Genomic DNA, 24,099 nt, shown 5'->3' on the forward strand with positions numbered 1-24,099 from the left:
ACCTGAAACCGGTTCCGGGCGAAACCGGTTTCTTGATTTCCGGTACAAACGAATCGTTCGAGTAACCCGAACGCGACAGACCGGCAACCCTGCGGGGTCACCGGTTCCAGTGTGTCGTGCGGGCGTCACGCGGCGCGGTTGCGCGGGCGCCGGAAATTCGGGTTAGCGGGTGGCCTTCGAGCCGGTCGGTGAGATGGCGAACCACTTGTCGTCCACGCCGTGCCCGGTCGCGTCGCCGGCCACTTCGTCGTCGACGTACCGGTACACCGGCTTGCCGGCGATGGTGACCTGCTCCAGCCCGTCCGGGCGCTTGGTCGTGCCGAGCAACGCCTGGTCGAAGCCCGGTGCCTCGATCTTGCCGCCCGCGGCCAGCAACGGCGGCCACACGAGCGTGCACTCCGGTTCCAGGCAGGTCGACTTCGACGGGCCGTCCTGGGTGTTGAAGTAGAGGGTGTTGCGCTCGCGGTCGGCGATGACGGCACCGACCGCGGGCGACTCCACGACCTGCAGTTTCGCGATGTCTCCCGGCAGGATCTGGGTGGGCCCCGCGACCGGACCGGCAGCGGCCTCCAGTTCGGCCAGCGAGGCTGTCTCCTGCTCTGGCGGAGCAGCACAGGCACCCAGGCACACGAGCAGCGCGAGAACGGCGAATCGGCTCACATCGGGGATTACGGACGGCAGTGGCCCAACGGTTCAGCGCTTGTGCGGGACGTCTGCCCGCAGGATGGCCGCCAGCATGAGCTCGCGGATCTCCTCGGCGATCTCGTCGACCGCGAGCGGGGGCCGGTGTGCCTGCCACTCGCGCAGCAGGCCGGTGATCGCGCCCACGAGCGCTATCGCGGTGAGCCGGTACGACCGCTGCGGCGCCACGCCCGCGGCCGCCGCCGCCAGGGCCTCCGACTCGATGAACTCAGCCCATGTGTTCACCCAGCGCACGTGCTGCTGCTCGATCTCCGCGTTCACGCCTACGGCCTCGACGTAGTTGAGGCGCGGCGCGCGGGGGTCGGCCGTCACGCTGCGCACGAACACGTCCAGCAGCGTCGTGATCCGGCTCCGCAGGTCGGCGGTCTCCAGCTCGGACAGGGCCGTGCGGACCCGCGTGAACGCCGCGGCGTTGATCAGCTCGTGCAGGTCGCGCAGCAGGGCCTCCTTCGAGGCGAACTCCTCGTAGAAGTTGCGCGTGGAGACACCGGCCTCGGTGCACAGCTCGGAGATCTTGGTGGCCGCGAAGCCGGTGCTCGTGAACAGCGCCAGACCGGCCTGCAGCAGCTTCGCCCGGCGCTCGGCCTTGCGCTGCTCGGGTGAGATGCCGCCGTAGGCACGGGCCACCGGACGTGCTCCAATCTGGTAACTGGGCTTGTCAGATTACGTCGGCGCAACCTCTCGCGCACCCCAGGCGTCTAGACCTTTGCGCGGGGGTTAGCTGCCCGTCGCGCTGGGGATCAGGGCGGGGCAGCCTCCGGTGAGATAGCCGGAGTTGTACTCGAAATGCCACTGCTCGTTTTCGTAACGGCGGCACCAGCCGAGGGTGCTGCCGTTTTTCTCGACCCATTTCGCTGATTCGATCGGCTGCACGTCGACCGCGAATCCGATCACGTGCATCGAGCGGTCCGGCGGATTCAACACGTACTTCGCCGCGAGTTCTTCGGTCCCGAACTTCTTGACCGCGTCGTCGAACTCCGCCTGCTGTTGCTGACGGCTGCGCTTGCCGTCGTTCAGGCAGAGCTTGATTCCCTGGTCAGAGGCCTTCTGGCGCAGCTTGAGCCATGCCTGCAGCACCTCGGGGCGCAGGCCCTCCGGCTCCTCGTCGAAGTAGCGCGCGTCGATCGGGCAGTTCGGCCCGTCGGGTGGTCCGGGCACCTCCTCGATTATCGCGAGCGGTTTTCCCGGCTGGCGGTCGAACACGAGCGTCAATCTGCCCAGGTAACCCAGCGCGCCGCCGGTGGAAACCACGAGTGTGACGATCAGGAGCACGCCGGACACGACGCGTCTGGAGGTCTTGGACATGATTCGAATAATACGTCGGCACGCGGCCACGTCTGTCAGCAACCCGTAACAGTCCTTCGGCAGCTGTGTCCCCGCGAACGTGGCGATCGACACATCCGTTCGGCCCAATCACGCTTTCGGTGGAGCGGACGAATGTGATCGGTGAACGAATCCTGGCCCCTTTCGCCACAGCGATTCGGGGTGGCAACATCTGCATCGGCCGAGAACCGGCCCGTATTCGTGAGGTCTCAGGAGGACCGTTTTTCATGTCCGGCCGCATCTTTGGTCTCGTCGCTCTGTTCGTGTCGCTTTTCGCCTTCGCCGGCATCGCCCAGGCCGCTCCCGCGGCACAGTCCCCGTCTTCTTCCCGCGGCGGCACCGCGCTCGTGCTCTCCGTCCAGTACTCGGAGTTCGACGGCAACGCCTTCAAGGCAACGGTGCTGACCTGCGAACGAGGTGACCAGCACCCGCGCAGGGCCCTCGCCTGCGCGACGCTCGCCTCCGCCGGGACCGACCTGCAGACCATGCAGGCGGACGACCGGGCGTGCACGTTCCACTACGCGCCCGTCAAGGTCGCCATGTTCGGTTTCTGGCGCGGTGAGCCCGTGAGCGAGGTGCACACCTACCCGAACTCGTGCGTCATGCTGGCGCACACCGGTGCCCTCTTCGATTTCTAGGAATCGAACACGGCACCTCAAATAAATGTGGAGCGGGGCGCGGCAGGGGCGCTCCGCTCCACATTTCGTGGCATCCGAAACGGGTGTTGCGCCGAATGGCGGACGGGCTGCCGGGCATGCGAGGGTTGGATCATGGCCGCCGCTCCCCGCTTCCCGCTGCTCCACTGGACGACCATCACCCCCGTGCTCGGCATGGTCCTGCTCGCCCTGACCTGGGGGCGTGACCTCGGGGGCCTGCTCGTCGCGCTCGTCGCCCTGGTCCTCGCCGCGACCGTCCTCGCCGCCGTGCACCACGCCGAGGTCGTCGCCTTGCGGGTGGGGGAGCCGTACGGATCCCTCGTCCTCGCGGTCGCGGTGACGGTCATCGAGGTGGCGCTGATCGTCACGCTCATGGTGTCCGGCGGACCCGAGGCCTCGTCCTTGGCGCGCGACACGGTGTTCGCGGCGGTCATGATCACCACGAACGGCATCGTCGGCATCGCGTTGCTGCTCGGCGCGCTGAAGCACCACACGATCCTGTTCAACGCGGAGGGCAGCGGCGGCGCGCTCGCCACCGTGATGACGCTCGCCACCCTCACCCTGGTGCTGCCGACCTTCACCACGACCACGCCCGGCCCCGAGTTCTCCGGCCCGCAGCTCGCGTTCGCCGCGATCGCCTCCCTCGGCCTGTACGCGCTGTTCGTCTTCACCCAGACCGTCCGGCACCGCGACTTCTTCCTCCCCGTCGACGAGGACGGCGTGATCGAGGCCGACGAGCACGCCGAGGCGCCGTCCAGCCGGGCCGCGCTGACCTCGCTCGGCTTCCTGCTCCTCGCCCTGGTCGCGGTGGTCGGCCTCGCGAAGATCGAGTCGCCCGCGATCGAGGCGGGCGTGCGCGCGGCCGGGTTCCCCCAGTCGTTCGTCGGTGTCGTCATCGCCCTGCTGGTGCTGCTGCCCGAGACGATCGCCGCCTCTCGCGCCGCGTTGCGCGACAGGATCCAGACCAGCCTCAACCTCGGCTACGGCTCGGCGATCGCGAGCATCGGCCTCACGATCCCGACCATCGCGCTGGCGACGATCTGGCTGGACGGGCCGCTGATGCTCGGCCTCGGGCCGACGCAGATGATCCTGCTGCTGCTGACGGTGCTCGTCAGCGTCCTGACCGTGGTGCCGGGCCGGGCGACGCGTCTGCAGGGTGGCGTTCACCTGGTGCTTCTGGCCGCATTCCTGTTCCTGGCTGTGAACCCGTAGCCGGGATCGTTCCCGGTCTCCGAATCCGTTGTGCCCCAGTTCATCCGGCTCCTACGTTCGTGCCATGTTGCGTCGCAGGGCACTTCTGCACACAGCCGCTTGGGGAGCTGTGTCGGCACTCATCGGCAAGTCCACGATGGACGCCCAGCTGATCAGGCCGGGCGACGCCGCCTACAGAGACGCCAAACTCGGCTACTTCACGCAGTACGACGCCCAGCGTCCCAGCGCGATCGCGCGAGTCGCGTCCCCCGCGGACGTCCAGCGCTGCGTCGAGATCGCGCGCCAGGAACGGACGAAGATCACCGCACGCTGCGGCGGCCACAGCTATCCGGGTTACTCCACCGCGGACGGTGCCCTGGTCGTCGACGTGCGCGGCCTCGACCGGATCGACGTCCGGCCGGACGGCACGTGGCAACTTCGGAATCGTCACGTCGTTCGTGTTCCGCACCGAACCCGCTCGCAACCTCACGACGTTCACGCTCCAGTTCCCGTCGGCCGCGCTGGCCTCGTTGCTCAGCGCGTGGCCGGACTGGCAGGGCAAGGCGCCGGACGCCCTCACCTCGACCGTCGGCGTCGGCAGCGGCTCAAATCCGTACGTCGAGGTCGGCGGCTGTTTCGTCGGCACGCCGGCGAACCTCCGTCTGCTGCTCGACGACCTCGTCCGCCGCGTCGGTTCGCAACCCACCTCGCGCCGCGAGACGGAGCAGAGCTTCCTCGCCGCGATGGAGCGGTTCGCGTGGTGCCGGGTCAGCGACGGCTCGTGCCGGCCGAGCTGGAACGGGGGCGGCGGCAGCCAGTCGCGCGGCAGCTACGTCGCGACGTCGCGGATGCTGACCGGGCCGATCACCGACCCGCAGAAGCTCGCCGACATCTTCAAGAACACCCCGAACTCCTACAACATGATCGACGCGCTGGGCGGCGCGGTCGGTCGTGGCCCGGCCACGGCGTTCCCGCACCGCGGCGCCCTCGCGAGCATCCAGGTCGAGCTGTCGTTGCAGGCGGGTGAGGCGAACGCGCGGCGCGCGATGGGTGTCGCCCGGGACGAGCTCGGCAAGATGTTCGGCGCCACCGGCTACGTCAACTACCTCGACCCGCAGATGCCGGACTGGGCGAACGCCTACTGCGGCTCGTCGCTCACGAGGCTTCGTGAGGTGGCACGCAAGTACGACCCGGATCGCGTCTTCGCGTTCCCTCAGAGCTTGGCGTCGTGAGCGGAAATCGGCCGGTCAGTTCACGCTCAGCAGGACGGCTCGCGGCCCCGCCCCCGCGCCCCCATACGGTCCAGTATGAGGACACGGGGGCGGAACCACGATCCGCCCGTCTGACCGCGAACTGGCTCGGTCGATTTCCGCTCACGACACCGACATGAATCCATAAAGCCGAACGGACTATTGTCCTGTTGCGGCGTTCGGCCCTACATTGCGGTAACGCCGGTTACCACAAAGGGGTCCAACGATGCAGCTCCGTGCCGTGCTCGCCGCCGTCTTCCTGATGTTCAGCCTGGTCACGCCCGCCACCGCCGCGGCGCCGGGGGAGCTGGTCAGCAGCCGGGAGGTGGCGTGGCACCCGGAGCCGCTCAGACTGCTACCGGCTCCGGTGAAGGCCTACGACATCCGCTACAACTCGACGTCCGCGACGGGCACCGCCACCGTCGTGTCCGGCATGGTGCTCGTGTCACCGCTGCCGTGGAACAACGGCCCGCGCCCGATCGTCGCGTACGCGATGGGCACGCAGGGCATGGCCGACCGGTGCGCGCCGTCGCAGCAGCTGCAGAACGGCACCGAGGTCGAGATCGCGTTCCTCGCGCAGGCGATGTTCAACGGCTGGGCGGTCGCGGTGACCGACTACGAAGGCCTTGGCACGCCAGGGGATCACACCTACGCGGTGGCGCGTTCTGAGGGCCGTGCCCTGCTGGACGTGGCACGGGCGGCGAGCGGCATCCCCGGGCTGTCCGCGGACGCCCCGGTCGGTGTCTTCGGCTACTCGCAGGGTGGCCAGGCCGCGTCGGCCGCCGCCGAGCAGTGGAAGTCCTACGCGCCCGCGCTGAACGTCGTCGGCGTCGCCGCGGGTGGCGTGCCCGCCGACCTGAACGCGGTCGCGAAGTTCAACGACGGCAACGCGGGTTCCGGACTGGTGTTCGCGGCCGCGGCGGGATACGCCCAGGCCTATCCCGAACTGCCGTTGTCGTCGGTGCTCAACGCCCGCGGCAAGCAGGTCATCGACCAGATCCGCGAGTCCTGCGTGGCCGAGATCGCTTTGGTGGCACCGTTCACGCGGCTCAACGCGCTGACCACGCGGCCGGACGTCATGCTCGACCCGGTGTGGCAGAACAGGTTGAAGGAGAACGCGCTCGGCTCGGTGAAGCCCGCCGCGCCCGTGTACCTCTACCACGGCACGCTCGACGAGCTGATTCCGTTCGCCGTCGGGCAGAAGCTGCGCTCGCAGTGGTGCTCGCTCGGAGCCGACGTGCAGTGGACGCCGCTGCCGTTGCTCGGGCACGTCACCGCGGTCAGCGCGTGGGGCTCGAACGCGATGAACTGGCTCGGCGACCGCTTCGCCGGCCGGAGCACGCACCCTAACTGCTGATCACCGCGGCGGCGAGGGCCGGGAACCAGGCCAGGGGCGAGATGCAGGCGTGTGCCAGCGGAATCGGCCTCTTGAGCAGGGACGTCATCGCCCGGAAGTAGACGATGCCCCGCGCGTCCGGGTTGCTCTTCCGCCAGCCCTTCACCATCAGGGTGTCCCCGAGGGTGAGGTGCAGCGTGAGCACCGCGAATCCGGTCCAGGCCAGAAGTGTCGAACCCGTTGCCACGAAAGCGATCCAGACGCCGAGGCCGACCATCGAGGTGACGAGGTGGTAGTAGGCCAGGGCCGGTACCCGTCTTCGCGCTCTGAGGACGCGGGCCAGCAGCACGAAGCCGATCGCGGTGTTGACGATCCAGGCGATCAGGGCGATTGTCGCGGTCATGGATCGACGGTACTACGTTCGTAGTGTCTCGTCACTACGTTTATAGTAGTGCGGTGATGTCGAACCGGGACCGCGCACTCGCCGCCGCCGTCGAACTCCTGGGCACCGAAGGTCTGCGAGGCCTCACCCACGCGCGCGTGGACGACCGCGCCGACCTGCCGAAGGGCTCCACGTCGAACTACTTCCGCAGCCGGGCCGCGCTGCTCGACGGCGTCGTGGACTGGATGGTGCGCCAGGAGGTCCCGCAGGTCGAGACCACGCTCAGGCCGGCGTCGCCGGAGGATCTGGTCGACGAGCTGTGCCGGCTCTACGAGTTCATGACGGGCCCGAACGCCGTCGCGGTCACCGCTCGCATGGTGCTGTGGGTGGAGGCCGCGACCAATCCTCAGGTGCGGCAGGCGTTGGTGCGCGGCAAGGCCACGATGGCGTCGATGCTGGTCCCGGCCCTCGCCGGTCTCGGCGCGCGCGACCCGCTGGCGGCCTCGGACACGCTCGGGGCCTGTGTGCAGGGCCTGTTCCTGCAGCAGTTCGGGCGGGGCGAGGCGATCGATCCCCGGCCGCTGGTGGAGATCATCGTCCGGGGTGCTCTGGCGTGAACCGCCTGCGGAACGTGAAGCCCTCGGGCGTCGGCCCGTTCCGACTGATCAGGTCGAGCCTCGCGAGGCCCTCGTCCGTCGTGGGCCGATGCCCGGCGGGGACCCACCACATCACGTCCAGCACGCTCTCGGGGTCGAACCACTGCTTGGTGCGCTTGACCGCTTCGAGGTGCACGCCGCTGAAGGTGAACTGCCACAGGGCTTCGATCGACTCCCACACGCTGAGGTTGAACGCCTCGAGCATCGGATCGCGCCCCAGCCGCCGCAGATCGGCCGTCATCTGATCCGAGCCCGGCCGCCAGACGAAGCCGCGGGCCTGCTGCGCCAGGTCGTTGATCGCGTCGATCCGGCTCGTGAACCCGCGCATCCTCCAGTGGTCGAACGCCCACCGCCCGGTCGAGATGTTGGCCTGTGCCAGGTGGAAGGCTCCCATGCCCCCACTCTGACATGATCAGCGCATGAGGTGTGTGGTGCTGGACGACTACCAGGGTGCGGCGCTCGCCCACGCCGACTGGTCGGGCCTCGACGTCACGGTCCTGCGCGAGCACCTCGACGACCCCGCCGACGCCCTGGCCGAGGCCGAGTGCGTCGTCATCATGCGTGAGCGCACCCCGTTCACGGCGGAGTTGTTCGCGCGGCTGCCCAGGCTGCGGCTGCTGGTCACCAGCGGGATGCGCAACGCGTCGATCGACCTGGCGGCGGCGAAGGAGCACGGCGTCACGGTCTGCGGCACCGGCAGCGCGAAGACCCCGCCGGCCGAGCTGACCTGGGCGTTGATCCTGGGACTCGCGCGCCACCTGGCCGTCGAGAACGCCGCCTTCCACTCCGGCGGCCCGTGGCAGAGCACGATCGGCGTCGACCTCGCCGGCGCGACGCTCGGCCTGGTCGGCTTCGGCCACATCGGCCGGGCCGTCGGGCGCGTCGGCAGGGCGTTCGGCATGGACGTCGTCGCGTGGAGCCAGAACCTGACCGAGGACCGCACCGAGGCCGAGGGTGTGCGGCTGGCACCCTCCCTGCACGCGCTGCTCGGACAGTCCGACTTCGCGTCCGTCCACCTCGTCCTGAGCGACCGCACCCGAGGTCTCCTGGACGCCGCGGCGCTGGCCTGCCTCACGCCGTCCGCGTTCCTGGTCAACACCTCGCGCGCGGCCATCGTCGACCAGGCGGCACTGCTGGACGTGTTGCGGCACAACAGGATCGCCGGCGCGGGTCTCGACGTCTTCGAAACCGAGCCGCTGCCGGTGACCGACGAGCTCCGGACGTTGCCGAACGTGCTCGCCACGCCGCACCTCGGGTACGTCACGCGGGCCAACTACCGGACGTACTTCCAGGAGGCCGTGGAGAACGTCCACGCGTTCGTTCAGGGCACGCCGATCCGGGAGCTGGCCCACTCCCAGTAGATGTCTGGTGGGCTGAACGGGTGAATCGCCAGGTCTGCCTGATGCAGGGGTAACGACCCCTTCTGGCGGGACGACTACCCGTTGGCGGCACATGTGTGTGGCCTGCGTCACTCCACTCTGGACATCGGACCTGGCAGCGAGGCATCGGGGGCCACGCCGTCGAAAGGGCGGGCCGGCCATGCGGTACTCACGCGGAAGCAGGCGGGCGGTAGCGGCGTTCACCAGCGGTGCACTGGCATTGTTCGGACTGGTGGCCGTGAGCCCACCGGCGGTGGCCCAGGCACCGGACGTGCAGAAGATCCTGGCGGGGATCAGCGCCTTCGGTGACTTCTCGAAACAGCTCGCGAACGTCGGCAAGCTGGGGGAGGCGCTGCCGCTGCTGGGCGTGAGTCCCGGTGCGGCGCTCGGCTTCGGCGACCTCGTGGCCAAGACGGTGCACGACCCGTTGAAGGACAAGGAGAACTTCCCCGACCTCGCGGGCACCTACCCGCTCGGCGACAGCAGGCCGGGCACGCTCACCGTGCAGACGAGCGACACCAACGGCGTCAAGCGGGTCGACGCCACGCTGCACGTCACGACGGTCGCGGACAAGCAGCCGATCAGCGTCGCCGACCCGGCGGTCAGCTTCACGACGTCCGGGGCCGTGGACGTGACGTTGACGTTCGACGCCAAGTTCCGCTTCGCCTACCAGGAGTCCACCGGCGCGTTCTGGCTCGTCAAGGATGGTGACTCGCCGAAGTTCAGCGTGGGCGCCAAGGGCGCGTTCGACCCGGACGCCGTGCCGTCCGCGGGCTTCGGCATCCTCGGTGTCGATCTCGACAAGGGCGCCAGCCACGTCACGGTCGAAGCGAACATCACCGCGTTCGCCGACGACCCCGACGGCGACGGCAGGCTCACGGAGATCTCCGAGCCCGGCGCCGCGGCGGGCCTGTTCCACATCGGGCTCGGCAACCCCGCGGGCAAGGTCGACGCCAGCCTCAAGTTCACGTCCCAGCAGCTCGCCGGGGCGAACGCCGGCGGCCTCACCGGCACGATCGGCGTGCAGTGGCCGGACATCGCGAGCGGCGCGCCGTCGATCACCGTGACCGGCCCGGACCTGGCCCAGCTCACCCGCTTCACGACGCTCGGCCCGCGCGACCTGCTCGAGGGCCTGAGCCACCTGGTCAGCTCGATCGACGCGGTGCAGCGCGCCCAGTGGGGTTCGACGGCCGACCCGGTCGGCAACGTGAACCTGCCGTTCATGCGCGGCACGCTCGCCGACGCGGTCAAGGCGGGCAGCGCGCTCGCGAAGTTCGTCGACGACAACGTGTTCAAGCCGGAGGAGGACCCGGCCAAGGCGGGGCTGCCGAAGTTCAGCTCGGTGCAGGAGCTCTTCACCAAGCTCAACGCCGGACCGATCGCCGTGTCCGGCGTGAACTACCGCGACGACGTGAAGAAGCTCGAGTTCACGCTGACCATGAAGCAGGACGCGCCGAACGACGGCCAGCCGCTGGACGTGGTCGCGAGTCTCACCTCGGGCCAGGGCGACGGCGTCACCTACACCGGCACGACCCTCAAGCACGTCGGCAAGACCAAGCCGTGGACCGTCGACGCGTTCAAGGGGCGCATCGTGTCCGCCGGCACCTCGCAGGGTGTCGTGAAGAGCAACACGGCCGACGAGATCACGCTCGAAGAGGGCTGGCAGGGCGGCACCCCGGCCGGCAAGTCGCCGTACAAGGTCAACGCGCCGGACCCCATGACCGGCCAGGTCACGTTCGGCGACGTCTTCGCGGGCAAGGGGCTCAAGGGCGCCAACGCGTTGAACGCCACCGCGACCGTGAAGCCGTCCTACGAGGCCAAGGCGACGCTGGTGCTGGACCTGCGCGACCCGATCAAGGGTGACGCGTGCAAGCCGCTCGACCCCGACGCCGCGGCCACCGGCTGCCCGTTCGCGGACAAGAACCCCGACGGCACCACGACCCTGGTGTCCAGCCTGCCGCGCACGCCCGACCGGTTCCTGCTGCGCACCGGCGGTCAGCTGCTCGGGGCGAGCGCCCAGGTCGACACGAACGTCGACGTCAACGGCAGCGTCGGGTACCTCAAGGTGCACATGTCCGGCGACCTGCACATGTCCACGAAGGACGGCTCGACCGACATGCTGTCGATCAGCCTGAAGAAGATCGGTGACGCCGACGGCGACCTGCCGCTGTCGCAGATCTTCGCCAAGGTCGTCGACAACCCGGAGACGCCCGCGCTCGAACCGGAGAACCTGCTCACCGTCTCGGTGGGCGCCAAGGCCACGGCCACGGTGAAGCTCGACGTGCCGGGCATCCAGGACTTCTTCGGCGGGCCGGTGCAGGTCGGCGTAACCATGCCCGACATCACCGACCCGTCGAAGATCGAGTTCACCGGCCTCGACGCGCTCGACAAGGCCAAGGCGTTCGACTTCGACCCGAACAACCCGCGGGCGATGTTCGGCCAGATCATCAAGTCGTTGCAGGTGCTCAACGGCTCGTTGCAGGCGGTCGACGGCGACGGCAAGGTCAAGACCGCCATGACCACGCCTCTGCCGGTCGTCGGCAAGTCGCTGTCCGAGCTGCTCGGCAGCGCCGACGCGGGCACCGGCAACTACGGCAACACGACGATCAACGGCGTGAGCGTGGGCTTCCTCCGCGACGACACGAGGACCGGGGACAAGGCGTTCGGCCCCGATCTGAAGGGCCGGGCCGTGCTGGTCGGCACCCAGGTCGCCGTCGTCGCGGCGGCCGATCCGGCGAACAACCGCGTGCTGCTCGCCGGACCGTGGGGCCAGGTACCCGCGAACGGCACCGGGTACGCGTTCCGCAGCCCGCTGGAGGACGCGGTCGACAGGCTCACCGCGGCACCGCCGGACTACCTGCAGGACCTGGTCACGCAGCTGAACGCCGCGCTGCCCACCGGCAGCGGCATCTCGTTCGCCTACCAGGTCGTCGACTCGAAGCCGTCGATCGTGCTCAAGGTCGACGTGTTGCGGAAGGTCGCGACCTCGCAGCCGGTCCGGTTCTCGTTCACCGACGACAAGGGCACCGCGAGGTCCCTGGTCGGTGCCGAGGGCGAGGCCACGGCGAACCTGGCGCTGACCGGTTCCACCAAGATCGGGTTCGTGCTGCCGCTGGAAGCCGGCGACGGGCCGGCGAACGCGGGCGGGCTCAAGGTCCTGCCCGACTCCACTGTGGACATCACCGCGCACGGCGGCATCACCGGGGTCGTGAAGTCCTCGGTCGGGCCGTTGTCCATCGCGCTCGGCAACCCGAAGGGCCCGGAGAAGGCCGTCGCGAACGCGCACTACAACGCGCACCTCGGCTTCAGCGGGCAGAACCCGGTGCCGTTGAGCGACTTCGTCAAGGGCGTGCAGCTGACGCTCAACGGCGACAACCAGCCCGTGACCTGCCAGGGCGACCCGGCGCAGGGCACCGATCTCGCGCTGTGCGCGGTCATGCCCGTGTTCGTGAGCTCCGACAACGTCAACTGGACGAAGCTGTCGAGTCCCGGTGACTCGTTCGTCGTCCGGTTGCCGCGTCAGGTCGCGGACCTGGATCAGGCGTTCTCGTTCAGCCCCGACCTGCCCGGTGGCGTCAAGCGGTTCGAGATGCCGACCGACCTCGGGCAGAAGATCCTCGACGCGCTGCTGGACTTCTCCCAGTTCGGCGACGGCATCGAGAAGTACCTGGCGATGATCGAGCGCGCGCTGCGCACGGCCGCGTTCGACGGCAAGCTGCCGCTGGTCGGTGACGACGTCCAGCAGGGAGCCGACAAGTTCGGCCAGCTGCGCGCCAAGATCCAGGAGGCGATGACCAAGCTGCCGGGCGGCGGCCGGGTGAACAACACCGGCGAGCTGACCACGTGGGTCAACGACCACCTCAAGCCCGCGGTCGGCAGTGCGGTCGCGGTCGGCTTCACCTGTGACGCCACGCTGCAACCGGCGACGGAGGCGAAGGCCACCGCGCAGGGCACGGCCGGGGCGAAGAAGTACGTCTACGGCGTCGTCGCGAGCGCCCAGGGCAAGGACGCGCCACCGGCCCTCGCCGAGGTGACCAACGGCGCCGACCCGCTGACCAACGACAACTTCAACCGGATCACCTGGAAGAAGTCGCAGTACGCCACCGGCTACAAGGTCATCCGCAAGACCGACCCGAACGCGAACAACTGGGTCGTGATCAAGGGTGACCTGGGTGCGGACGCGGTGTCGTTCGACGACAAGAACACGCCCAACGGCGCGGCGTACGTGCCGGCGACGACGAACCCGAAGCTGACGGACTGCCCGGCGGCGGCGTCGCTGGCGGACATCACCGGTGCGACGTTCACGTTCGACGTCTGCGACGGTGACGTGTTCGGCAACGACTGCGACAAGGAAACCCTTGCGCTGCAAAGCCCGCTGGACATCGGCATCCCCGGCCTGTCGCTGAAGGCGGCGCCGGGCGCGCCCGAGATGAAGGCGGCGCTGGCCTACCACCTGCACGTCAAGGCGGGCGTCGACAAGAGCAGCGGCTTCTACGTGGCGACCAAGGACGGGCCGAACCCCGAGCTCGGCGTCAAGCTGAGCTTCACGCTGCCCGACGCGATGAAGGCACGCCTGGCGTTCCTCGACGTGAACCTGAAGCAGCACGCGGGCGGCGCGACCGACCTGTTCACCGGCATGTTCGTCGTCGACCTGCACAAGAAGGGACAGGCGGCCTGCTACGAGAACTGCGGGCCCGCCAACGACGACCGGATCACGCTGGCCGACCTGGCCGACGTCGGCCAGGTCACCGACGTCTCGCTGAAGGCCAAGGCCGGCATCGACTGGGACTTCGACGTGAGCGCCGGTCCGCTGCCGGGCGTCAACGGCTGGTTCCACCTCAAGTGGGAGTGGAACGCGTTCGGCGGCAAGCCCGGTGACGGCACGCCGGAGATCGCGTTCAACAACGTCCAGCTCAACGCCGGGAAGTTCCTCGGAGAGGTGCTCAAACCGATCGTCGAGAAGATCGCGCTGTTCACCAAGCCGATCCAGCCGATCATCGACCAGCTCTACGCCCCGATCCCGGTGCTGTCGGACCTGTCGCGAGCAGTGGGCGGCGGTGACGTCAACCTGGTCACCATCGCCAAGGAGTTCTCGACCATCGCCGGTGGCCCGGAACTGGAGTTCGTCGACAAGGTCCTGCGCGCGATCCAGCTCATCGGCAAGATCACCCAGAACGGCGGGGCGATCGACATCGGCAGCTTCTCCGTGCTCGGCGACAAGGCGAAGACCACGACCAACTCGCCGGACAACGCCGCGTCCCTGATCGACCCGAACAAGATCAACCTGGCGCCAGGTGACCTGGCGTCGAAGATCGACGCGTCGGCCGGTGGGGCGAAGGTCGTGTCCGAGGGCGAGGAGGGCAACAAGGCCGGCTTCACGTTCCCGATCCTGAAGGAGCCCTCGAAGCTCTTCGGCCTGATCATGGGCCAGGACGTGGACCTGGTCCGGTTCGACTCGGGGCCGCTGCGCCTCGGCTTCTCCTACAGCCAGTCGTTCGGCCCGGTGTACGCGCCGCCGCCGGTACTGGTGACGATCTCCGGCAGCGCCTCGGTCGAGGCGCGGTTCCGGGCGGGCTTCGACACGTTCGGTCTCCGCAAGGCTGCCGAATCGTATTTGGCAGGGTCCGGCAAGGCGGCGTCCATTCTGGACTCGATCTACCTGGTCACGCAGGACGAGACCGGGAAGCCGCTGCCGGTCGTGACGTTCCGCGGCGAGCTGGCCGCCGGCGCGGCGGTGAGCCTGGTGGTGATCGAGGTCGGCATCAAGGGCGGTGTCGCGCTGACGATCAACCTCACCTGGGCGGACCCGAACAACGACGGCAAGTTCCGGTTCTTCGAGTTCTCGAAGGTGGCGCTGAACAACCCGATGTGCCTGTTCAACATGGACGGACGACTGAGTCTGTTCCTGAAGGTGTACATCACGCTCGGGTTCTCGATCTTCAGCGTCTCGTTCGACTTCACGCTGGCCGACATCACGTTGCTCGACTTCTCCGTGAAACCCGACTGTTCGCCACCGCCACCCGTTCTCGCACACAAGAGCGGCACGACGCTGGTGCTGCACATGGGTGACGGCGACATCGGCAAGCGCGGTCACTCCGAGTGGACCGCGAACAACAACGAGGAGAAGTGGACGATCACTCAACTCGTCAAGGACGGCGGCGGGTTCGACGGCTTCGCCGTGAGTGCGCTGGGCTTCCGCGAGGAGTTCCGCGACCCGAACCTCACGAAGGTGGTCGGCAACGCGAGCGGTGACGACGGGAAGCGGATCATCGTCTTCCAGGGTGACGGCGACAAGAGCGGCGCCGCCAACGACGCCAAGGCCGAAGCCCAGCCGTTCGACAAGGACGTCGAGGTCACCGGTGGTGACGGCGACGACTCGGTCAAGACCGGCATCGGCAGGTCCGTGGTGAACGGCGGTCCCGGCAAGGACCAGATCACGACCGGCGACCTCGCGGCCGCGTTCGGCGGCAAAGGAACGGCGACGGTGACCGGTGGCGACGGCGACGACGTGATCACCGTCGGCGGTGCGGACGACACCGTCAGCGGTGGCGCGGGCAAGGACCGCATCGCGGCAGGGCTCGGCAAGAACCGGATCGACGGCGGTCCCGACGACGACAACATCGGCATCGCGTCCGACAGCCCGCTCGCGGAAGGCAAGACCACCCCGCCGGCGCACCTCGTCGCGCAAGCCAACGTGATCATCGGCGGCACCGGCAGCGACCGGATCTCCGGTGGCTCCGGCGGCGACACGATCTACACCGGTACCGAGGTGCAGACCGGTGTCGACGAGCACGGCCCCGCGGACAAGGGCTTCAACGGCGACAACATGAAGGACGCGATCAACGTCGTGGACACCGGCACGGGTTCGGACACCGTGTACGGCAGCCAGGGCGTGGACTTCGTGACCGGTCACTCGTTGAAGGACCAGGTGGACGACATCCGCGGCGGCGGCAACAACGACGTGCTGACCGGTGGCTACGGCAAGGACAAGGTGTACGGCGGGCCGCACGACGACTACGTCATCGCGGAACCGTCCGACGTCGGCGAGGTGACCGGTTCCGGGGTGTTCGGCCCGGTGCGCGCCGTCAAGCACCGCGTGTTGCCCGCCGGTGTCACGCCGTCGTCGAAGCTGCTGGTCGGCGGTTCGCACAACGACCACGTGATCGGTGGTGACGGTGGCGCGGACGTCTTCGGTGACAAGCACGCCAACCCGTGCACACCGCCGAGCGAGGACCCCGCGTCGATGCCGCCTGCCGAACCGCAGGACGGCGACGACGGCCGCGACATGATCACCGGTGGCACCGGTGTCGAGATCGTGGCCGCCGGTGGCGCGGCGGACAACGTGGACGCCAGGTCCGCCAAGGACCGGCTCTGCGGTCAGCTCGGCGACGACGTCCTGGCCGGTGGCAACGACGACGACACCATCTACGGCGGTGGCGGCAAGGACGTGGCCTACGGCGACGCGGGCAAGGACCACGTCTACGGCAACAACGACGACGACGCGCTGTACGGCGGTGCCGAGGACGACGTGATCGAGGGCAACAACGGCGTCGACCGCGCCTTCGGCGGTGCGGGCAACGACCGCGTCATCGGTGGCACGCGCAAGGCCGGAGAGCCCGACGTCGGCGACTTCCTCTACGGCGACACCGGCAACGACGTCGTCATCGGCGACAACGGTGTGGACACACCGTTCGACCTCGACGGGGCGAACGCCGGCGCTGGTGGTGCGGACTTCGTGTTCGGTGGCGAGGACGAGGACCGGGCGTTCGGTGGTCTCGCGCACGACGAGGTGTTCGGTGGCCCGAAGGACGACTACCTGGAGGGCAACAACGCCGACGACGTCGTGCACGGTGACTCCGGAGAGGACCGGATCGTCGGTGGCAGCGCCGAGGTGGCCTCCGGTGCCGGCCGTCCGGACGCGGGCGACAGCCTGTTCGGCGACTCGGGTCCTGACCTGATCGCCGGCGACAACGCGGTGCTGTCCCTTGTGGACGGTCCGCAGGCCACGCCGGTCACGCTCGAGCGGCAGTTCGTCAAGGCGCACAAGGCCGAGCTGCTCGACCTCGGGTACACGCCCGCCGCGGGCACGTCCGGCAAGGACAAGATCAGCGGTGGCGACGACTCGGACGTGATCTACGGTCAGGGTGACGACGACGCCATCACCGGTGACGGGTCGGACGACTACGCCGAGGGCGGTCCCGCCCGGGACAGGATCGACGGCAACGACGGTCAGGACGACCTGGTGGGCGGCAGCTCGACCGAGGAATCGGCCGGTGCCGGCCAGCCCGACGCCGGAGACGTCGTCCACGGCAACAACGACCAGGACGTCGTGCTCGGTGACAACGGCCGGCTCGTGCGCGGTGGAACGCTCAACCGGATCACGCTGGAACGCGGCATGACCGGGCGCGCGATCTTCCTGTACGACCTCGGTCTCACGCCGCACGCCGACTCGTCCGGTCCGGACGAGGTCAACGGTGACGACGCGAACGACGTGATCATCGGCCAGACCGGTCCGGACCGGTTGAAGGGCAACGGTTCCGACGACTACGTCGAGGGCTCGCAGGGCGTCGACTTCATCGAGGGCGACGACGGCAACGACGACCTCGTCGGTGGCAACAGCACGCCGCTGTCCGGCACCGGCGACACGACGGCCGGCCAGCTCGACTCGGCCGACGCGATGTTCGGCGGTCCGGGTGACGACGTCGCCATCGGTGACAACGGCGTGGTGCTGCGCCCGGCGCCTGGGGAGACCCCGACGCGGGCCACGGTCCGGCTCGGGTCCGCGGGCGGAAACCCCGCCGCACAACGGATCGTGCAGCGCTACGACCTGCAGGCCGGTCCGGCGGACCGGTTCGGTGACGACCGGATGTCCGGCGGCTCGGGCGTGGACGTCCAGTGGGGCCAGGACGGTGGGGACTTCCTCACCGGCGACGGCAACGCCGACTACCTCGAGGGCAACGGCGGCGGTGACGTGCTGCGCGGTGACCGCGGGCTCGGCTCCCCGTCGTCGCAGACCACGGTCGTACCGCTGGTGGAACCGGATTGGCCGGGCACCGCGAGCGGACCGGACCAGCTGGTCGGCACCGCGCCCGACGGGCAGGACGACATGATCGGCGGCAGCACGATCCAGGGCTTCCGCGATGGTGGCGACGCGTTCGAGGGCAACGGCGAGGACGACGTCCAGCTCGGCGACAACGGCTCCCTGCGGCGCACGCTGCAAGGCCAGCCGGGGTCGATGACCGAGCAGGTCTACGCCGAGCGCTACAAGTCCGGGGCAGTGCCTTCGAACGCAACGGTGTCGCGCGTGGCCGACATCGGCCCGTCGACCAGGTTCTGCACGACGGCTCAGGCGACCTGTGAACCCGGTGGAGCCTTCGGCAACGACACCATGTTCGGTGACGACGGCAACGACGGGATGTGGGGTCAGGACGGCAACGACACCATGCACGGCCAGAACGGCGATGACGACATGTACGGCGAGCTCGGCGACGACGTGATGTTCGGCGGCGACGGCGAGGACGCGATGCTCGGTGACCGCGGTGGTGTGGTCAACGAGTACATGAACGCCAACGACGTGGCTGCGCGTGGCTTCACGGTGAGCCTGAACTCGGTGCCGCAGGAGTCCTACACGGGCTTCCGCGCCGGCTCCTACGACCGGCGGGCCGACCTGCTGCACGACGTCAACGGCGACAAGTTCGTCGGCGGCCCGACCGCACCGGCCATGCCGCACAACGGCATCGCCGAGGGCGGCAACGACCGCATGCGCGGCGGTCAGGGCAACGACAACATCCACGCCGGGTTCGGCGACGACCTGGTCAACGCCGACAGCGGCGGCGACCGGACGTTCGGCGGCGACGGCGCGGACGTGCTGTGGGGCGGCAAGGGCTGCGACCCCGTGGTCGACGCCCAGACTCCGGACTGCCTCACGAACGGCGCGTTCGACGCGGCCTCGCGCGGCACGAACGACAGGTTCCTGGACCACACCTTCGGCGGCGTCGGCGGTACTTCGCCGGCCTCGCAGGAGGGAGCGCTCGGGTCGGACGTGCTGGACTTCAACCCGCGCGGTTCCTACCCCGGCAACTGCGCGCAGGGCCTGTGGCCGCAGACGCTCGGCGACGGCGCGGTCGACCCGTGCCTGTGGCTCGAGATGACCGAGAAGACCAACGACAACCCCGCCGTTCCCGCGACGCTGGCCGACAACCAGCACCACGACGGCACGGACTGGATCTACGGCGGCTGGGACCGCGACGTGCTCCAGGCCGACCGCGCGCAGAACGGCCCGAACCCCGGTGACCGCCTGATCGACTGGGCCGGCGCGTACAACCTGTACACGCACTGCCCGGCCTCCTACGGCGGCTACAACGACATCCGTCAGCGCAGCCCCGGCATGGAGGTGTTCCTGCAGAAGCTGGCCTGGGGCTCGGGTGCGGGCCAGACGGTCGGCGACGTGACCACCAGTGGCACCTCGGCGTTCCGCGAGCTGGCGCTGGTCTACCCGTCCGACAACAACCAGCACGGGATCGGCTTCGCCTATCCCACGACACCGGGCCACTTCGACTCGCCGGTGTCCTGCACGGACTGAGAACGAGCGGGGGCATCCGGAGCCGCGGTAGCGGCTCCGGATGCTTTTCGCGTCGGACCGACAGGAGGTCGGCCATGAACGACGCCAGACTGGTCGTGGTCACCGGTGCGACCGGACGCCAGGGCGGCTCGGTCGCACGGCACCTGCTCGCCGGCGGCTGGCGGGTGCGGGCGCTGACCCGTGACCCCTCGTCACCCGCGGCCGGGCGGCTCGCCTCGGCGGGCGCCGAGGTGGTGCGCGCGGACATGGCGTCCGCCGACTCGCTGCGCCCCGCCTTCGCGGGCGCGCACGGGGTGTTCAGCGTCCAGAACCCGATGACCAGCGGCCTCGACGAGGAGGTCCAGCAAGGACGCGCGGTCGGTGACGCCGCGGTTTCGGAGGGCGTGCGGCACGTGGTGTACGCCTCGGCAGGGCCGGGAGTGCCGGGAACCGGTGTGCGGCAGTGGGAGAACAAACTGGTGGTGCGGGCGCACCTGGAGTCGCTCGGGCTGCCGCTGACCGTCCTGCGCCCGATGGCGTTCATGGAACTGATGACGGACAAGGACTTCTACCCGGCCGTGTCCATGTGGCACCTGATGCCGAAGCTGATCGGCGCGGACCGGCCGCTGCTGTGGTTCTCGGCCGGCGACGTCGGCGCCGTGGCGGCCAGGGTGTTCGCGGAGCCGGACCGGTTCGTGGGTGCGGATCTCCCGCTCTGCGCGGACGTGCGGAGCGTCGACGAGTGCCGTGCGCTCTGGCGGGAGACCCGTGGTCGTGCGCCGCGGGGCTTCCCGATGCCGATCTGGCTGTTCCACAAATTCGTCGGCGACGACCTGACGAGGATGTGGCGATGGCTGCGCACGCACCCCGTGGCGTACGACCTCGACGCCACGAGGGCGATCGTGCCGTCCGCGCGCACCGTTCGCGAGTGGCTGGCGCACTGAACCTACTCGTAGTAAGTTCGGCGGCATGAAGCCGGACGCCTCCGCGCACATCGACGTTGCCGCCTCGCCGCAGCGGGTGTTCGCCCTGGTCAGCGACCTGCGTGGGCTCAGCGGATGCGCCGAGGAGTACTCGGGCGGCAAGTGGCTCAACGCCGCGGGTCCACGGGTCGGTGCGCGGTTCCGCGGCATCAACCAGCGCGGCTGGCGCAAGTGGCCGACGACCTCCACGGTGACCGACTGCTCCGCGACCCGGTTCGCGTTCGAGGTGAAGTCGCTCGGCCTGGCGGTGTCGCGCTGGCAGTACGACATCGAGGAGACCGCGGGCGGGTGCCGGGTCACCGAGTCGACGTGGGACCGCCGGCCTGGCTGGTACGTGCCGCTCACGATGCTGGCGACCGGGGTGAGGGACCGCGCCGTGACGAACCAGCGCAACATCGAGGCGACGCTGGAGCGGTTGAAGCGTGCTGTCGAGTCTGCCTGACAACCAGACAGGAAAACGAACAAAGCGAGGCGCCAAAGCGCTCCACAGCCCGAAAAGCACTCTGACCAGCAAGATCACCAGCACTGCGAAAACCTTAAAAGCATTTAAAAACAACAAGGTCCAGGCCATTTTGAACCCCGTCCGTGACCTCCCCGTAGTCATCGGTACAACACCGTTCGACCCCCCGAGGAGACACAGAATGGGCGCTCGACACCGCAAGCCCGCCATGATCGGCGCGGGCGCCGTGCTGGCGATCGCGGCTGTCGCCGGCGGCATCTTCGCCTTCAGCGGCACCAACTCGAACGCGGCTGAGGACTGCGGCGGACTGGACACCGCCCTGCAGAACAACCTGAACTTCATCGCCGGTCAGCAGGCGAACCCGGACGCGCAGTCGGACGCTCGCATCCAGAACCGCCAGCAGGTCGTGAACCTCATCAACCAGCGGCGTGCGGCGGCCGGTTGTGGCAACGACGTCCAGGCCAAGCCCGAGGCCGGGCAGGCCGCCACGTCCGGTGAGGACTGCGGCGGGCTGGACAAGGCGTTGCAGAACAACCTGAGCTTCATCGCGGGCCAGAAGGCCACCCCGGACTCGCAGTCCGAGGCGCGCATCGCGAACCGGCAGGCCGTGGTCGACCTCATCCAGCAGCGACGCAAGGCGGCGGGCTGCAAGGGTGACGGTGGCGCGGCCGACGCAGGGCAGGGCAATGCCAACCAGGGCAACACCGGTCAGGGCAACAACAACGCCGGCAACCAGCCCGCGCCCACGGCCCAGCCGAGCGAACAGCCCGACGCGAACCAGGGCGACAACGGCGCCACCGGCCAGCAGGTCTGCACCGGCTCGACCGTCACGCTGTCCGGTGAGGGTGGCGCGCCCGCCGCGTCCAGCGGCACGTTCCCGATCGGCACCACGCTCAAGGTGACGAACCTGGACAACAACAAGTCCACCACCGTCAAGGTGGCGTCGGCGTCCGGCAGCTGCGCGCTGCTGAACAACGCGGCGTTCGAACAGGTCCGCGAGCCGGGCAAGTTCCTCATCCGCAACGCGCGGATCGAGAAGATCGGCTGATCTGTCCACATCGGACGGCACGACGGGCGGCTGTTCCCTTCGAGGCGCGGGGGAACAGCCGCCCGTTGCGCTGTCGCCGGGAATAGTGTGGTCAGGAGTCCGCCAGTGGTGAAACCTTGGGCGTCGTGACGGAGAAAGCAACAGCGCCATCTGTCCTGCGGAACGTGCCCTTCGTGCGGCTGTGGACCGGTACGACCGTGTCGGGTCTCGCGATGTGGGCCCTGCCGTTCGTGCTCGGCCTGGCCGTTCTCGAACGGTCGATCACCGCCGTCGAACTCGGCGTCGTCCTCGCCACCAGAACCGTCGGTTTCCTGGTGGCGGTACCCGTGGCCGGTGTGCTCGCCGATCGTCATTCACGACGCAACGTCGTCTTCTGGTCGTGCCTCACCGGCGCGGTCATGACACCCGTGATCGCGCTCGGCATGGGCAGCTCGTTGGTGCTCATGGCCGCCGCGGCCGCGATCGTCGGTGCCGGTCAGGGCGGTTGCCGGCCCGCGTTCCAGGCGATGGTGGCCGAGGTGGTGCCTGAGTCGCAGCGGCAGCAGGCCAACGCGGCGACGACCGTCGCCATCAGGGTGACCACGCTGGCCGCCCCGAGCCTCACCGCTCTCGCCGCGCTCCTGGTCGACGCCAGGGCACTGCTCATCATCACCGCCGCCCTCTGGCTGGTCGCCGCGTTCGTGCCTCCCAAGGGCACCAGGGCACCGGATCGCACCACCGCCCGGGCCAGCTTCGCCGCGGACTTCCTCGAAGGCCTGAACGAGGCGCGCCGGCACCCGTGGCTGCTCTCCGGACTCGGCGCGCTGACCGCGATGGTCGCCTTCGGCTACTCCGCCACGGCCGTCCTGCTGCCGGTGGTGAGCCGCGACCGCTACGACACGGAAGCGGTGCTGGTGGCCGCCACGACCGCGTACACCCTCGGTGCGCTGGCGGGAGCCGCGCTGATGGGCCGCTGGCGCCCGAAGACGCCGGGATGGGCCGCACTGGCCGGACTGGCCTGCTACGGCCTGGTCCCGCTGGCCCTGCTGCTGCCGGTGCACTGGTCGGTGGTGATCGCCGTTTACGTCGTGGGCGGTGTCGGGGTCGAGCTGTTCAACATCCCGTGGTTCACCGCGGTCCAGCGAGAGGTCGAGCCGGGCAAGCTCGCCCGAGTCTCCTCGCTCGACTTCCTGCTCTCCTTCGGCCTGGCGCCGGTCGGCCTGGCCTTCATCGCACCGGCCATCGACCACTTCGGGGCCGGCGTCGTGCTGGGCGGCTGCGCGGTGATCTGCTTCGCCGCCCCCGCGGCCGCCGCGCTGGTCCCGTCGTCGAAGGGCTTCACCAGGTCCAGCTGAAGCCGCGGACACCGGGCCGCACGTCCAGCGCCACGTCCAGCAGCGTGTGGCCGGGCGCCACCGCGGACCCGTCCGCGAGCTGGACCGCGGAACGGGGAGGGGCGCCCTCGAACGTCACCTCCAGCACGTACTCCCGCGTCGGCAGCCGGAACTTGCGCTCGTAGTTCGTCGCGGGTGGACACGGATCCTGGTTCACCAGCTCGTGCTCGATCACGATGCTCTCGCCCTTGCGCAGCGGCCGTTCGAACAGCAGCTCCGCGACCAGCAGCCCCTCGGCCGGCTCGCGGACCACCTGGCCGACCGTGCAGTTCTTCAGGGCGCTGACCAGCGGCAACGGCCGGTCGTGGTCGTCGACGTGCATGATCACGACCCACCGGTCGGGCCCGGTCATCGACGCCGACAGCACTTGCCGCGACCGGAAGACCCGTTCGGTGCGGTCCGCCCCGATCGTCACGAAGTCCTGCTGGCTCACGCGCAGCAGCTGGTCGTCCCACTGCGTGTCGAGGCCGTTCAACGCGCGCTCGACGGGCGTCTGCGGGGACCAGAACGCGGACATCGGTGCCGGGGCGTGACGCAGCCAGCGGCCCCGCGGGCGCGGTGGTCCCAGGAGTTCCGAGAGGTGGCCGGGCGGGAGCTGCAGGATGTGTTCCAAGTGGACGACGGCCTGCAGCGACTTCTGCCGCTCGGGACGGCTGCGGCCCGTCTGCCAGTAGCTCAGCGTGGCCATCGAGACGGACACGCCGTTCTGGGAGAGGTGTTCGCGCAGGCGCTCGAGACCGAGACCGCGATTCGTGATCGCCGTCCGGAGCGCCTGCGCGAACTCGTCCACGCTGGTCAC

The 24,099-nt window shown here is 69.2% G+C and carries 17 protein-coding genes and 1 pseudogene; 12 read left to right on the plus strand and 6 right to left on the minus strand.

Annotation, left to right across the window (positions count from 1 at the left end):
• Positions 1–162: 162 nt before the first annotated feature.
• From AB0M48_RS28675 to AB0M48_RS28685, 3 genes are all read right to left on the minus strand, one after another.
• Positions 163–660 (minus strand): hypothetical protein, encoded by a 498-nt coding sequence (locus tag AB0M48_RS28675; RefSeq protein ID WP_363847763.1) that lies wholly within the window; start codon positions 658–660, stop codon positions 163–165.
• 33 nt (positions 661–693) lie between these two features.
• Positions 694–1,329, minus strand: coding sequence for a TetR/AcrR family transcriptional regulator (locus tag AB0M48_RS28680; RefSeq protein ID WP_363847765.1), 636 nt, complete (start codon positions 1,327–1,329; stop codon positions 694–696).
• A gap of 90 nt (positions 1,330–1,419) precedes the next feature.
• Positions 1,420–2,007, minus strand: coding sequence for a D-alanyl-D-alanine carboxypeptidase family protein (locus AB0M48_RS28685; RefSeq protein ID WP_363847768.1), 588 nt, complete (start codon positions 2,005–2,007; stop codon positions 1,420–1,422).
• A gap of 245 nt (positions 2,008–2,252) precedes the next feature.
• On the opposite strand from AB0M48_RS28685, the gene AB0M48_RS28690 reads away from it, so the two are divergent.
• The 5 genes and pseudogenes from AB0M48_RS28690 to AB0M48_RS28710 all read left to right on the plus strand — a co-directional run bounded on the left by AB0M48_RS28690 (position 2,253) and on the right by AB0M48_RS28710 (position 6,479).
• A complete protein-coding gene (locus AB0M48_RS28690; RefSeq protein ID WP_363847771.1) occupies positions 2,253–2,663 on the plus strand; it encodes an SSI family serine proteinase inhibitor in 411 nt (136 codons plus the stop codon).
• Between the two features lie 132 nt (positions 2,664–2,795).
• Positions 2,796–3,893, plus strand: a complete 1,098-nt coding sequence (locus AB0M48_RS28695) for an ionic transporter y4hA (RefSeq protein WP_363847774.1) — start codon at positions 2,796–2,798, stop codon at positions 3,891–3,893.
• Between the two features lie 274 nt (positions 3,894–4,167).
• Positions 4,168–4,236 (plus strand): annotated as a pseudogene (locus AB0M48_RS28700) (hypothetical protein); the annotation flags it as partial.
• Between the two features lie 7 nt (positions 4,237–4,243).
• Positions 4,244–5,104 (plus strand): BBE domain-containing protein, encoded by an 861-nt coding sequence (locus tag AB0M48_RS28705; protein ID WP_363847777.1) that lies wholly within the window; start codon positions 4,244–4,246, stop codon positions 5,102–5,104.
• A gap of 244 nt (positions 5,105–5,348) precedes the next feature.
• Positions 5,349–6,479: a lipase family protein gene (locus tag AB0M48_RS28710; RefSeq protein WP_363847780.1), complete on the plus strand. Its 1,131-nt coding sequence runs from the start codon at positions 5,349–5,351 to the stop codon at positions 6,477–6,479.
• Here the strand turns inward: AB0M48_RS28710 and AB0M48_RS28715 are convergent.
• Entirely contained in the window at positions 6,469–6,861 is a 393-nt protein-coding gene (locus AB0M48_RS28715; RefSeq protein ID WP_363847782.1) for a hypothetical protein, read from the minus strand. The genes AB0M48_RS28710 and AB0M48_RS28715 overlap by 11 nt on opposite strands.
• Positions 6,862–6,917: 56 nt before the next feature.
• Here AB0M48_RS28715 and AB0M48_RS28720 point away from each other — a divergent pair, with 56 nt between their 5' ends.
• Positions 6,918–7,457 (plus strand): TetR family transcriptional regulator C-terminal domain-containing protein, encoded by a 540-nt coding sequence (locus AB0M48_RS28720; protein ID WP_363847785.1) that lies wholly within the window; start codon positions 6,918–6,920, stop codon positions 7,455–7,457.
• Here AB0M48_RS28720 and AB0M48_RS28725 read toward each other — a convergent pair.
• Entirely contained in the window at positions 7,432–7,890 is a 459-nt protein-coding gene (locus AB0M48_RS28725; RefSeq protein WP_363847788.1) for a DUF3291 domain-containing protein, read from the minus strand. The genes AB0M48_RS28720 and AB0M48_RS28725 overlap by 26 nt on opposite strands.
• A gap of 25 nt (positions 7,891–7,915) precedes the next feature.
• On the opposite strand from AB0M48_RS28725, the gene AB0M48_RS28730 reads away from it, so the two are divergent.
• The 6 genes from AB0M48_RS28730 to AB0M48_RS28755 all read left to right on the plus strand — a co-directional run bounded on the left by AB0M48_RS28730 (position 7,916) and on the right by AB0M48_RS28755 (position 23,261).
• Positions 7,916–8,857, plus strand: coding sequence for a D-2-hydroxyacid dehydrogenase family protein (locus tag AB0M48_RS28730; protein ID WP_363847791.1), 942 nt, complete (start codon positions 7,916–7,918; stop codon positions 8,855–8,857).
• 178 nt (positions 8,858–9,035) lie between these two features.
• Positions 9,036–19,457, plus strand: a complete 10,422-nt coding sequence (locus AB0M48_RS28735) for a calcium-binding protein (protein WP_363847794.1) — start codon at positions 9,036–9,038, stop codon at positions 19,455–19,457.
• A gap of 74 nt (positions 19,458–19,531) precedes the next feature.
• Positions 19,532–20,380 carry an NmrA/HSCARG family protein gene (locus AB0M48_RS28740; RefSeq protein ID WP_363847798.1) on the plus strand — a complete coding sequence of 283 codons (849 nt, stop codon included), beginning with the start codon at positions 19,532–19,534 and terminating at the stop codon, positions 20,378–20,380.
• A gap of 25 nt (positions 20,381–20,405) precedes the next feature.
• A complete protein-coding gene (locus AB0M48_RS28745; RefSeq protein WP_363847801.1) occupies positions 20,406–20,861 on the plus strand; it encodes an SRPBCC family protein in 456 nt (151 codons plus the stop codon).
• A 199-nt stretch (positions 20,862–21,060) separates the two neighbouring features.
• Positions 21,061–21,927: a hypothetical protein gene (locus AB0M48_RS28750; protein WP_363847804.1), complete on the plus strand. Its 867-nt coding sequence runs from the start codon at positions 21,061–21,063 to the stop codon at positions 21,925–21,927.
• Positions 21,928–22,052: 125 nt separating this feature from the next.
• Positions 22,053–23,261 (plus strand): MFS transporter, encoded by a 1,209-nt coding sequence (locus AB0M48_RS28755; protein WP_363847807.1) that lies wholly within the window; start codon positions 22,053–22,055, stop codon positions 23,259–23,261.
• On the opposite strand, the gene AB0M48_RS28760 is transcribed toward AB0M48_RS28755, so the two are convergent.
• Positions 23,245–24,090: an XRE family transcriptional regulator gene (locus AB0M48_RS28760; RefSeq protein ID WP_363847810.1), complete on the minus strand. Its 846-nt coding sequence runs from the start codon at positions 24,088–24,090 to the stop codon at positions 23,245–23,247. The genes AB0M48_RS28755 and AB0M48_RS28760 overlap by 17 nt on opposite strands.
• Positions 24,091–24,099: the final 9 nt, after the last annotated feature.

It is taken from the genome of Lentzea sp. NPDC051208 (assembly GCF_040682435.1).
GTDB lineage: Bacteria > Actinomycetota > Actinomycetes > Mycobacteriales > Pseudonocardiaceae > Lentzea > Lentzea kristufekii.

Coding starts and splice junctions, on each gene's coding strand:
- AB0M48_RS28715 (WP_363847782.1), bottom strand. CDS start 6,861: ATGACCGCGACAATCGCCCTGATCGCCTGGATCGTCAACACCGCGATC.
- AB0M48_RS28720 (WP_363847785.1), top strand. CDS start 6,918: ATGTCGAACCGGGACCGCGCACTCGCCGCCGCCGTCGAACTCCTGGGC.
- AB0M48_RS28685 (WP_363847768.1), bottom strand. CDS start 2,007: ATGTCCAAGACCTCCAGACGCGTCGTGTCCGGCGTGCTCCTGATCGTC.
- AB0M48_RS28750 (WP_363847804.1), top strand. CDS start 21,061: ATGGGCGCTCGACACCGCAAGCCCGCCATGATCGGCGCGGGCGCCGTG.
- AB0M48_RS28725 (WP_363847788.1), bottom strand. CDS start 7,890: ATGGGAGCCTTCCACCTGGCACAGGCCAACATCTCGACCGGGCGGTGG.
- AB0M48_RS28730 (WP_363847791.1), top strand. CDS start 7,916: ATGAGGTGTGTGGTGCTGGACGACTACCAGGGTGCGGCGCTCGCCCAC.
- AB0M48_RS28740 (WP_363847798.1), top strand. CDS start 19,532: ATGAACGACGCCAGACTGGTCGTGGTCACCGGTGCGACCGGACGCCAG.
- AB0M48_RS28695 (WP_363847774.1), top strand. CDS start 2,796: ATGGCCGCCGCTCCCCGCTTCCCGCTGCTCCACTGGACGACCATCACC.
- AB0M48_RS28710 (WP_363847780.1), top strand. CDS start 5,349: ATGCAGCTCCGTGCCGTGCTCGCCGCCGTCTTCCTGATGTTCAGCCTG.
- AB0M48_RS28690 (WP_363847771.1), top strand. CDS start 2,253: ATGTCCGGCCGCATCTTTGGTCTCGTCGCTCTGTTCGTGTCGCTTTTC.
- AB0M48_RS28745 (WP_363847801.1), top strand. CDS start 20,406: ATGAAGCCGGACGCCTCCGCGCACATCGACGTTGCCGCCTCGCCGCAG.
- AB0M48_RS28735 (WP_363847794.1), top strand. CDS start 9,036: ATGCGGTACTCACGCGGAAGCAGGCGGGCGGTAGCGGCGTTCACCAGC.